Source organism: Rothia sp. HMSC071F11 (assembly GCF_001809115.1).
Classification (GTDB): Bacteria; Actinomycetota; Actinomycetes; order Actinomycetales; family Micrococcaceae; genus Rothia; species Rothia dentocariosa.
This window is the reverse complement of record NZ_KV795730.1, coordinates 320,620-331,645: the sequence shown is the minus strand read 5'-3', so window position 1 is coordinate 331,645 and position 11,026 is coordinate 320,620. Positions and strand designations below refer to the sequence as shown.

Annotated in this window: 10 protein-coding genes; 9 read left to right on the top strand and 1 reads right to left on the bottom strand. The window is 48.9% G+C overall.

Annotation, left to right across the window (positions count from 1 at the left end; all coding sequences use genetic code 11):
• Nucleotides 1-563: S1 RNA-binding domain-containing protein (locus HMPREF2554_RS02405; protein ID WP_141744359.1), on the top strand; the 563-nt coding region annotated here is incomplete at its 5' end.
• Between the two features lie 272 nt (nt 564-835).
• Here HMPREF2554_RS02405 and HMPREF2554_RS02400 read toward each other — a convergent pair.
• Nucleotides 836-1,663: an aldo/keto reductase gene (locus HMPREF2554_RS02400; protein WP_070553836.1), complete on the bottom strand. Its 828-nt coding sequence runs from the start codon at nt 1,661-1,663 to the stop codon at nt 836-838.
• A 215-nt stretch (nt 1,664-1,878) separates the two neighbouring features.
• Here HMPREF2554_RS02400 and HMPREF2554_RS02395 point away from each other — a divergent pair, with 215 nt between their 5' ends.
• From HMPREF2554_RS02395 to HMPREF2554_RS02355, 8 genes are all read left to right on the top strand, one after another.
• Nucleotides 1,879-2,346: a MarR family transcriptional regulator gene (locus tag HMPREF2554_RS02395; RefSeq protein ID WP_070553834.1), complete on the top strand. Its 468-nt coding sequence runs from the start codon at nt 1,879-1,881 to the stop codon at nt 2,344-2,346.
• A 23-nt stretch (nt 2,347-2,369) separates the two neighbouring features.
• On the top strand, nt 2,370-3,542 hold the full coding sequence (locus HMPREF2554_RS02390; RefSeq protein WP_083297424.1) for an acyl-CoA thioester hydrolase/BAAT C-terminal domain-containing protein: 1,173 nt from the start codon (nt 2,370-2,372) through the stop codon (nt 3,540-3,542).
• A 407-nt stretch (nt 3,543-3,949) separates the two neighbouring features.
• Nucleotides 3,950-4,264: a hypothetical protein gene (locus HMPREF2554_RS02380; protein WP_070553830.1), complete on the top strand. Its 315-nt coding sequence runs from the start codon at nt 3,950-3,952 to the stop codon at nt 4,262-4,264.
• Nucleotides 4,265-4,488: 224 nt separating this feature from the next.
• Nucleotides 4,489-5,682, top strand: coding sequence for a cytochrome P450 (locus HMPREF2554_RS02375; RefSeq protein WP_070553828.1), 1,194 nt, complete (start codon nt 4,489-4,491; stop codon nt 5,680-5,682).
• The gene (locus tag HMPREF2554_RS02370) at nt 5,669-6,625 is read left to right on the top strand and encodes an ABC transporter ATP-binding protein (RefSeq protein WP_070553826.1); all 957 of its coding nucleotides are present in this window, start codon (nt 5,669-5,671) and stop codon (nt 6,623-6,625) included. The genes HMPREF2554_RS02375 and HMPREF2554_RS02370 overlap by 14 nt, the downstream gene beginning before the upstream one ends.
• A gap of 13 nt (nt 6,626-6,638) precedes the next feature.
• Complete coding sequence (locus HMPREF2554_RS02365; RefSeq protein ID WP_141744356.1) at nt 6,639-7,478, top strand: ABC transporter permease; 840 nt, start codon at nt 6,639-6,641, stop codon at nt 7,476-7,478.
• Between the two features lie 9 nt (nt 7,479-7,487).
• Nucleotides 7,488-9,743 (top strand): YcaO-like family protein, encoded by a 2,256-nt coding sequence (locus HMPREF2554_RS02360; RefSeq protein WP_070553822.1) that lies wholly within the window; start codon nt 7,488-7,490, stop codon nt 9,741-9,743.
• 13 nt (nt 9,744-9,756) lie between these two features.
• On the top strand, nt 9,757-11,016 hold the full coding sequence (locus tag HMPREF2554_RS02355; protein WP_070553820.1) for a SagB family peptide dehydrogenase: 1,260 nt from the start codon (nt 9,757-9,759) through the stop codon (nt 11,014-11,016).
• Nucleotides 11,017-11,026: the final 10 nt, after the last annotated feature.

Genomic DNA, 11,026 nt, shown 5'->3' with positions numbered 1-11,026 from the left:
CGCTGGATGCCTCTGCCGTGCACCCCGAATCGTATCCCGTGGCGCGGCGCATTATTGCCGATGCGCAGCGGAATCACGGGGCACTCTGGCAATCCGGGCGGCTTATCGGCAGTGACGGGGAAGACTCGCTCACCGCACTCGACCCCGCCGACTATGTGAACGAGAGCATCGGTGAATACACCGTGCGCGATATATTTGAGGAATTGCGCCGCCCCGGGCGTGACCCGCGCCCCGAATTTCGTACCGCACACTTCTCTGAGGATATCTCTCGCTTTGAGGACGTAACCGTGGGGATGGTGCTTGAGGGCACCGTCTCGAATGTGGCGGCCTTCGGTGCCTTCGTCGACATCGGGGTGCACCAAGACGGGCTGATTCATATCTCGCAGATGAGCCGCGAGTATGTTGCGAACCCGCACGACATTGTGCGAAGCGGCGATATCGTGACCGTGAGAGTTGTTGAGGTAGATGCGTCTCGCCGCCGTATTTCGCTCTCGCTGCTGGTAGATGAGGGCGACTCGGAGCGCTCGGAGACGACACATAAGAAAACGAATAAACGTTCTTGATAGGGTTGAACCCCTAATGCGCGTCGCAGGAACGAGCATCCGGTAGCGCGTATTCTGGATGCGGCACCTGACAACACCTTAGCGCATGTCCGTCCTTCGGTCGTGGGGCGACCTCAAGTCCTCTTTTAATGCGCTTTCGGTGCGTCTGGAACCGCATTCATCTTCTTAGAGTCTCGTGTACTTACCCGGCGCAAGTTGTTGCGGATATGTTCGTTCGCTCCTCGCTGCGCTATCCGCAACAACTCACGGCAGAGCTTCGCGGTACGTTGCGCCTAGAATTTAGGATTCTCAGGGTCCGGACCTATGCGACCATCTTTCCGCGTAAGCCCATCAATCGCCGCAATATCTGCTGTATCCAGGGTGACATTAGCGGCTGCAAAGTTCTCGGCAATGCGCGCAGGAGTAACCGACTTCGGAATCGCCACGATCCCCTTCGCCAGATGCCAGGCGAGCACAACCTGCGCCGGAGAGATACCGTGCTTACCCGCAATCTCAACGATCACCGGGTCTTTCAGAATCTCGCCACCCTGACCGAGCGGCGACCAAGCCTCGGTCACAATACCAAACTCACTGTGCACCGCGCGCATATCTTCCTGCGAGAAATACGGGTGCAGCTCAATCTGGTGAATCGCCGGGGTCACGCTGGTATCGGCGATAATTTCGCGCAGCTGAGCCTGCGGAAAGTTAGAGACACCAATCGAACGCACCTTACCCTGCTTTTTCAACTCAATGAGCGCCCGCCACGACTCCAGATAGGTGCCCTGCTGCGGCATAGCCCAGTGAATCAGATACAAATCCACGTAATCGGTGCCGAGCCGCTCTAACGACGCATCAAGCGCGGCAATAGCCTTCTCAAAACCCTGATCCGAGTTCCACAGCTTGGTGGTGAGAAAAATATCCTCGCGCGGCACGGAGCTGGCGGCAATACCGCGACCCACCCCAACCTCGTTCCCATAGATGGATGCGGTATCGATGTGGCGGTACCCTGCTTCGAGAGCCGTACCGACAGCATCGGCGGCACCATTATCCTCAATCTGCCACACGCCATACCCGAGCTGAGGGATGCTGTTGCCGTCGTTGAACGTGATGTTTTTGACCATTACTTCTCCTGAGATTTGATGGGGACTGACGTTTTCAACGGTACCCCTGGATGCGCTCGCACGCTAGGGTGACGGGCGCATCCAGCCCAGCGCGAAACCGAAGAAACTCTCTGAAAGATCTTTTAGAGAGGTAAGTCTGAAAGTAGTTGACATAAGCTGTTGAAAAGCTTACTGTTAAGGTACTTAACAATAATATTTTATTCGTAGGAGTTCCTATGGAGACCCGGCACTTTCTGGAAGTTAATGCTAAATTTCAACAGCTTATTTCAGAATATATAGCTTTAGAGAAAAAGCAACACTTTATTAAAGAATACCCAACTCTTACATTTTCGGAAGTACATACAGTGGTTCTTATTGGAAAATATGAATCTATAAACCTGACGCGACTTTCAGAAATTCAGGAAGTTTCCCGGAGTGCTGTTACTCAGATGGTTTCTCGTCTGGTCCAGAAAGATTTGGTTATCAAGACGAAGACTTCTCAGGGGCGTATTGAGTATATTTTGTCGCTAACTAACGGAGGCAGGTATGTCTGTCAGCAACATCAGAAACAACATGATTATCTTATTCAAAGCATGATGAATGTTCTCAAAAAATATCCAAGTAGTTTCATAAATGATGTGCAAGACTTTATGGAAGATGTTATGAAGGTGTGGTTGAATCTTCCGTGGGATTCTGTGAAATAAAGAACGTTTTTTGAGGTGTGAAAATGAATCAAAATAATATAATTTCTATTATTAGTCAAAGTAACCTAGCGGATACCCCTTTCTTCATATCGCTTAGCAACCTCCCTCCAGAAAGTTATGTGGATATCCGCATGGCTATATACAACTATTATTGTATCAATGCTCCGATGTATTTGAATATAGAGGTGCCATGGCGTTCTCAAGCAACGTTTAAAACGCGTGGGGATGGGTCTCTTCGGCTTGACCGTGATCCTGCTTTAGCAGGTTCATATACAGGTGTTTTGCCAATGGGGCTCTTTGCGGCGTGCAAACCTCTGAAAAGTTACACGCAGAAATTATCTCAAAAAATCTCTGATATTTCTCTATACCCAAGCTATGACATTCTTGTGGAGGTTATTGAGCGAGGGATTGTTGTCGCGCAAAAAACCGTAACACGGTATTATCAACTTCCCAGTATAGAGTCTAAAGACGTTGATTTTTCTCATGCGAAAGGGCGATTTTTCTACAATCCATTAGGCGGTAGAAAGCCATCTATTATTGTCCTGAGCGGAAGCGATGGACGCATAGAGAAAGCACAAAATATTGCTCAAGTATTATCTGGCCATGGATACAGTACTCTGGCGCTAGGATACTTCGGCTTGCAAGGTATATCATCACATCTTTGTAAAATACCTGTAGAAATTATTAAGGATTCTATTTCATTTCTCCAGAATAACCCTTACGTAGACTCTAATAGAATAGGTTTGTATGGACGTTCTAAAGGGGCTGAATTGGCACTATTAGCAAGTAGTATATTTCCTGAAATCTCTTGCACCGTGCTTAACTCTCCATTCGATGCTGTTTTGGAAGGAATTAGAGGAAAAATCAATTCAAGAGCTTCTTCGTGGACTTATAAAGGTCATGAAGTTCCGTATACAAAATTTAATCTGATGAATTATATATTTGATAAAATATTCAAAGTGCAGCGACTATCTATAAAACCCAGCAGTGTTATTCCTGTTGAAAAGATTAAAGGGGATTTGTTGATGTTGGGATCAACTCGAGATGAGGTGTGGAATACTAAACGTGCAATCAAGAGTATAAATGAGCGAATTCAGGCTTGGGGCGGCGGCACAGGTATGTGTGAATTATTTATGGTAGATACTTGCGGACATATGATGACGATCGCTTATCAACCTAACCACCGGTACGGTTAGCAACGGTGGGAAGGAACTATGAATGATACATGTGAAACTTGGCAGAAAACATGTGAATTTTTTGAACACAGCCTTAAAGAAGCTGCACGCTAGGGTGACGGGCGCATCCAGCCCAGCGCGAAACCGGTAAGCCCCTTCCATGTGCGGAAAAAGAGCCCGTAATTTATATAAAGCGTGAAAAATCCCGATTTATTCGCTATCAAGAGCCTTTTTAGATTCAGAAAGTACAAAAAGTATGAGCTGTAGAGATAAACAGGATTTGATTCCTGTCGAGCAGCAAGTCGCATGACTATAGTCATACATTCTTACTGACGTTACGGCACTGCCTGTGAAGAGTTTTCTTCGAGAGACTGGAATAGCCGGGATAGAAAAGGCTTCTATCCAATCGGTGTTCTAAGGAGAATATGATGACTGCACTAGTCACCACTAAAGTCAACGCTCTTGCAGCCGCACGTACTTTCGGGACGGCAGCGGGTAGCCCCGCTCACCGCCGTGCACTTGTGGCAAATCCCAGCGAGGTTTTGGCTGAAGCAGGCGTTGTTCCCTCAGGAACTCAGGTCCGCCTGGTAGAAGATGAAACCCTAACTCTGGGGCACCACAAGGTTGTTGATGACGGGGAAGAACTCGTCATCGCAATCGCTCCCGCAGTCGAAGAAGATCTTGATACCACCGATTCACCTGAAGATATTGACATTTGCTGGTGCTGCTGCTGCCCTTGCTAAATTCTGAAGGGCTATAAACAACGACGGGAACCAGGCTATTAAAGCTTGAGTACTAGCCTGGTTCCCGCTCTGGATACACAGTGAAGGAAAATCATGAAAAAGCGTTCAACAGGTCGTTGGGTTTTTCGTGGAGCGTTACTCGTCGGATTTTTGCTTATTAACGCTTCAGCCAATCATTGGTGGCCGTTCCTATGACTTTTACATATGACAACGGATTAGTTCAGATGCCTGAACCCCCGCATCTTTTTACATCCGCTTGGTACGAATCTCCTATTTCGAGTGCTCTAGCCTGGCAGAGCCACGCTCCTGAGGGTATTGGGGCATCAGATATTTCTGGCGTTTTGTTGGCCACTCGGTTTGAGAGTGTTAAAACGGTTTTGCATGATGACCAAAGGTTCTCTGCTGTAGGACAAAAATATTTGAGTCAAATGCAGTCCCAGGCACACTACGCGAAACCTGAACCTGCAGATTTTCAGATCCCTCAAACTCAGCAAAGGTTCTTAGCGCATATGGATGGATCCCCTCTTCGCCAGATGCGCAAAAGGCTACGCACGCCTTTTACCGCTGCGAATTCTAAGAAAGCGGTAGAACGTTGTCGAGATGCTATCGAGCAGTCCGTCACGATGCTCGCGCAGTCAAAAAAGCTAGATCTTGCAGGGTGGTGTGATGATCTCGCGGTATCCCTGATTAGTGTTCTTATCGGGTATGAAGGAGATATTATCGAGCTTTCTCGATGGTGCCGAAAACGGGGCGCAGTCCCGAGCAAACGAGAAGGGAAACTCTCTGCTCCAGACGCGCATCAGCTCTTCGCCGAAGACGTTATGGGTGCAGGAGGGTTCTACCAACAGTATCGTCATGACGGTATGCCCCACGATGCAGCAGTCGAAATTGTCAGTATGCTCGCCTCAATCACCCATGAGAGCCTGCAATGGGCTATGACTAACGTTTTGACCGTACTGACACAGCGTAACCTTTGGGAAACAGTAAATTACGAGAACTCTATCGCTATGGTTGATGAGGCACTGCGCCTATACACGCCTACCGCAGCGTTAGGACGCCTCGCTACTGTCGATACCAAAATAGATGGAACGTCCATTCGTGCGGGGGAATTAATCGTGTGTTTACTTCATGCCGCACAACACGATTCCAGAATGTTCCCAAACCACGATGAGTTTACGCCCGGCAGGCCGCATGCGTCAGAAGTAACCTTTGGGATGGGACCTCACGCATGCCTCGGATTCCCCATCGCCCGTCCTCTCATGGGGGCAGTTACCCATAAAATCGCAGAATCTGCGTGTACTTTACGGCTTGGTGAAAATCCCGAACCACTACCGGAAATGATCAACTCTACGTGGATCCAAATGCCGGTACACCTTATACCTTCAATCTCTGGGGAGAATCTTTATGCAGGGATATGAGCAATACAGTGTTATCGCTGAGAACATTCACCAAAATTATAGTGATGTGAAGGTGCTTAAAGGCGTCAACCTCGCGGTCGAAAGGGGAGCAGTTCACGGTATTCTCGGCCCTAACGGCGCGGGGAAAAGCACCTTTGTAGATTTGTGCACCGGATCTTCTAAACCTACAAGCGGTACGATGCAGGTCCTCGGCGTTGATCCGCATCGCAACTCTGCCCTTGTGCGTTCACATATGGGTATTGTGATGCAGGAAGCGGCATTCCCGACTGGACTCAAAGTCAAAGATGCTGTCACCTGCTGGCAGCGTTATATGTCTGCAACAGAATACACAGTGCCTGAGTTTTTCGATCTTGAGAAACTAGCGGATCGCAGAATCCATGAGCTTTCCGGTGGCGAAAGGCGCAAACTTGATCTGTATCTGGCTATGATGGGAAATCCTTCTCTGCTTATTCTTGACGAACCCACAACTGGACTTGATCCGTTAGCACGTAGAGATGTGTGGGAGGTTATTCAGAACCTTGCCGAAACAGGTACTACCATATTGCTTACTTCTCACTATCTTGATGAAGTTTCGGCTCTTTGCCAGCAACTTTCTATTCTCCTTAACGGGCAGATTGTTGCGAGCGGAACCCCAGCGCATATTGCTAAAGAATACAGTCACACACGGCAAGGCTGGGTAGAACTCTCGGACTGCCAGAACGCCCAAGCTCTTGGCGGAGTCCTTTCTTCGCAGAGCGGGTACAAGAATATACGTGTTCATGATGCCACGGTTTCATTCGATGTAGAGTCCCCAACAGGGTTACAAAACTTATTTGCAACATCCGCATATCGTGATGCTGTCCTTGATTTTGCGCTCAGCGACTATTCACTTGAAAACGCGTACGGCAGCATTGTGCGATCTACGGATGCCCCGCAGGGTATAGGTAGTACCCGCACAGACTAGGAAGGCCACTTACGTGAGTGCCACAATCTCAAACTTCACACGGAGTCTGTATGCGCAAATAGCCATGCAGCTGACCGTCTTTATCCGCAATATGCGGAGTGTTTTTTTCACCTTAGCCTTCCCCATTATGATGATCGTGCTCTTCGCCAGTGGATCTTCAGGACAGGCTGATATTCCCGCTCAGCAGGGAATTAACGTAACAATGGCAAGCTGGACTATTGTGGGCTTGTGCTGTTATACGCTTCTGATGGGTACATTTGTGCGTGTAGCAGGTGATATGGCGGCGCAGCGCTCGACCTCTCTCCTGAAACGTCTGCGACTTCGGAGCACATCGGATGCCGCAGTAATCGCTGGTTACATTGTGACTGCATCCATCATTGCCCTAGCTTGTACTTTAATCCTTATTGTCTTTGGCATGACGGTGTATCACCTGCCTATGCCTAAAAATATTCCACTGACGATATTGGTTATTCTGCTGACTACGGTGGTGCTATCGCTCATCGGTGCTGCGTACGCATCGTTTATTCCCAGTGCAGAAGCAACTCAGATTATGCTGTTACCGCCTGCTCTAGTTTTGATGTTCCTCTCAGGTATCTTCCAACCTGTATGGACTATCCCAGCTGGGCTACGAGACTTTGCAGGATGGTTCCCCCTTGTGCACTTAACGGATGCATTACGTTCCGCATGGTTCGGGCTCGATGTGGCACACGCGCAGGTAAGTGATACTGGATTAACCATCCCTTCAGGAACCCAGTTCATCAGTACTCAAGGGATGCTGGTTATTGGTTTATGGTGTGCAGTTTCACTTATTTTTGCGATTACTAAATTCCGGTGGGATCCCCGACAACACTAGGAGAGAACTATGATAACCGCATCGTTAGATAACCATTCTGAGACCGCTGAGCTATATTCCCAAGGAACTGAACGATATGTAAGGAACCCACAATTCCACTTTACTCAGCAGACCCGGGAAAATCGCACGACAGTTGTTGCTTCTTCGCCCGAAACAACAGTGCTGCTTGAAGGGTCTGAGGCTGAATTCATCGCTGAAGTTGACGGGAAAACCTTGGAAGATATGATGCGTTTACCCCGCTGGGCAGCGGATCTTCCACTCATGTTTGCTCTTGCGGCTCAGCTGCAGTATCGCGGGCTTATTATGACTGAGACTCAACTTTCAGACCATACTACGCAGGGAAATATTGAGATTATTGACGTTACTCGTGCCCGAGTTCTTGAGTCTTTCTCTGCCTCGCCTCAAGACGGTATACGAGTTATTGATGGGCACATGGTTCCTAGCGTGAATTCGGGTTTGCCAACAGTGATTGTCTGCGAAGATATGATTTCTCCCGCTGTCGAAAAGCTGTCTCGGAAGTATGAGGCGGCGGGGTATCTGTACTGCCTAGTGCAATTACAGGGAGCGGATGCTCTCATAAGCCCAGTGCTGGGGACTTCGTCGAGCGTACCTTATGACCAGCTCAAGCATAGTCTTCAAGTTAACGCACAGTATGCTCTTTCGGGCGGTAAACTTCTGGACAATGTTATGGGGGCGGCCGCAGTAACTCCGCGTTCCGTGGTGCACTCGCTTATCTGGTTGGCAATTCAGCGAATGAAGACATCAGAGCCCGCAGAGAATACAGTCTTACGTTTTAAAAACGGTCTCTTTGAAGGGGAGCACTACGTCATGACGGGGGCCAAGACTACCAAAGCTCAACCGTTGAACCTTGACGCGCAGGCTAAAAAAATTGACCTGAGCTTCAATCCCGTCAACGACGCTGGACGCGCAAAATCTACCCGAGAGACCTGGGAAACCTATCGACATCTTGTATCTGATGTAACAGGAGTCGTCTCAAGCCTTAAACGTTTGGTACCTGAAGACGAAGAGCTCCTGGTACACGTTTATGGGGCGGGACATAACTGGGCACTCAATCACGGTAGTTCTGAAGAATTCACACGTAGCTTACGCGGTCGTTCTTCGGGTAAAGGAACCACCGATTTAGGCGCCCGAGTATCCGGTTTGGCAGAAGCTATTGAACGTCATAGTGCGATCTCTGACGGCACTGAAGCCCGTTTACACACCAGCTATAAAGACTTGGGGGAGCAGGCTCTAGACCCTCGAACCCTGACACAGTTCTCTCAGGATCAATACGAGCAACGGGATGTTCTCAACCAAGTGAAGGATCCATATCATTGGGTTCCAGAAAAATTCGATCCCACAGCAGAGATTGATTGGATGCCTGTTTGGCGACCCGCATGTGATGAAACTGCCTGGATTCCTGCAGCGTACTCGTTATTCATGTTTGATCATGGAGCGATGCTGCCAGGTGCAAAATGCCCGCTTGGACAGAAAATGATGCGTTCAGATTCAAACGGTCTCGCAAGTGGTTCTACCCCAGGCGATGCCGCCGCGCAGGCTCTGCTTGAACTTATTGAGCGCGATGCCGTTGCCATTTGGTGGTACAACGAAATTCCCCGCCAGATAATGGCACCCGAGTTTACGGATACCCCTTTTATTCAGCGTACCCGAGAATGGCTGCAAAGTATTGGCCGCAACCTAGAGATTCTAGATATCACAACAGACATAGGTATTCCTGTAGCTGCCGCTGTAGCCCCTAAACCTGGGGGTGTGTCCGATCAGATCATTCTGGGGTTCGGCGCGCATCCTAACCCTGAAATTGCCGCAACCCGTGCAGTAACAGAGGCTCTGCAGTTTATGTGTGCCCTGCCAGCGCAATTTAGGACCGCAGAAGGTATGGATCTAGACCTCCTTAAAATTTCGGTAGATGATGCTGCTAGTCATTGGCTTCAAAACGCTAAACTAGCCGATAATCCTCATCTTGTACCTGATCCACAGGCACTTAACGTAGAACATGTACCGTGGAAGCAAGCCGACCCCCAACGTATTATTGCGCGTCTAGAAGATGTCGGTTTACCTGTGTATCTTCAAGAGCTTACACGTCCTTATATTGGGCTTCCTGTAGTACGTGCTCTAGTCCCGGGGCTGCGTCCGTGGTGGAGGCGCTTAGCAACGGGACGACTCTACGATGTGCCGGTTCAATGCGGATGGCTTACCCAGCCCATCCAAGAAACTGACCTCAATCCGACCTCCATGTTCTTCTAGAGGGAGTTACCCCGTGACAAAGACCCACCTGAATCCACACAAAATACCTTTGATTCATTGTGAATATCAGCTGAAACAGACGCATCCTCAAAACAATGGAAAGTTCGGAACTTTAGAAGACTGGGCTCAGAACTTAGACGTATCTGCACAGCAGGCCGCTCTGATATTGACACGACAGAGCTCGTCAAGAAACCTTATACAACGTCTTATCAACCCTGAAACCGGAGCAAGCATAGAGATTTCTGGCTTTGAGCTCCTGCTGACTGAAGACGCGCTGGAACCTGTTCTTGACGAGGCAAATTATCCGCTTGGTCATACTGACTGCACTCTTACGCCGGGTGTTGTTATTTACGGGATGAATGGAAATACTCGCTTTGAAATAGCGCATCGGCCTTTACGAGTAACTCTCAATGCCCAAGCCTGGTTAGATGCTATGACGGGTGGCGTAACCCATAAAATTCTGGAATTTATAGGGATTTTTGCGCCTGAAGAACAGCATCATAAATATGGTCCTTGGGACTGTTGGGAACCTCATGACTATTTTATGTACCGACGTTCCAGGTTTGATACGGCAACCGGAGGGTATGGCGCTACTCGAACACGTGAGCACAACACAACCTTGCTCAAAGACTTGGCTTCTCTTCGACAAGTTTCCTTCCCCAAAGTTGATTCTCGCCGCCACCAACTTCTTCTAGATCAGGCGCTTCTACAACGAACATCGCGGCGCATACCGCAAAAATCTTCGTTAAGTCTTGAATCTCTGACAACACTGTTGGAAGAAAGCCTGCGTGAAACTTCCCATAAGAGTGAAAATATAACACGGCTACCTTTTCCCAGCGGTGGCGCTCTTCACGAGCTTTACCCCTTCATCATTGCTCAGAATATCGAAGGGCTGGAACAAGGGCTATGGTATGCAAACCTGCATACTCGTCAGTATGAACAGGTTGCGGCTGTTGAGGAGAAAACTCAGAGCGCGTACATGCGTCTATTGCGTACCTATGCAAGTTCGGCAAGGCTAAAGACTGAAGATGTACAGGGGCTTGTTTTATTAGCTGCTGATTTTGACCTTGTGACTTCAACGTATGAAGGAGTCGCATATTCTCTTACCCTCAAACACGTAGGAGCATGGATGCAAACGGCCTGCCTGCTTGCGGAAGAAATACCACTCAACGTATGCCCTTTAGGCGGTGGCGATGCCCGCGCGTTTGAAACACTCACAGGCGTTTCATCCGATAGACTGGTTCCTGTGGGCGAGATTCTCGTGAGTTCCTAGCTTCTACGGT

Coding starts and splice junctions, on each gene's coding strand:
- HMPREF2554_RS02400 (WP_070553836.1), bottom strand. CDS start 1,663: ATGGTCAAAAACATCACGTTCAACGACGGCAACAGCATCCCTCAGCTC.
- HMPREF2554_RS02380 (WP_070553830.1), top strand. CDS start 3,950: ATGACTGCACTAGTCACCACTAAAGTCAACGCTCTTGCAGCCGCACGT.
- HMPREF2554_RS02395 (WP_070553834.1), top strand. CDS start 1,879: ATGGAGACCCGGCACTTTCTGGAAGTTAATGCTAAATTTCAACAGCTT.
- HMPREF2554_RS02390 (WP_083297424.1), top strand. CDS start 2,370: ATGAATCAAAATAATATAATTTCTATTATTAGTCAAAGTAACCTAGCG.
- HMPREF2554_RS02370 (WP_070553826.1), top strand. CDS start 5,669: ATGCAGGGATATGAGCAATACAGTGTTATCGCTGAGAACATTCACCAA.
- HMPREF2554_RS02375 (WP_070553828.1), top strand. CDS start 4,489: ATGCCTGAACCCCCGCATCTTTTTACATCCGCTTGGTACGAATCTCCT.
- HMPREF2554_RS02360 (WP_070553822.1), top strand. CDS start 7,488: ATGATAACCGCATCGTTAGATAACCATTCTGAGACCGCTGAGCTATAT.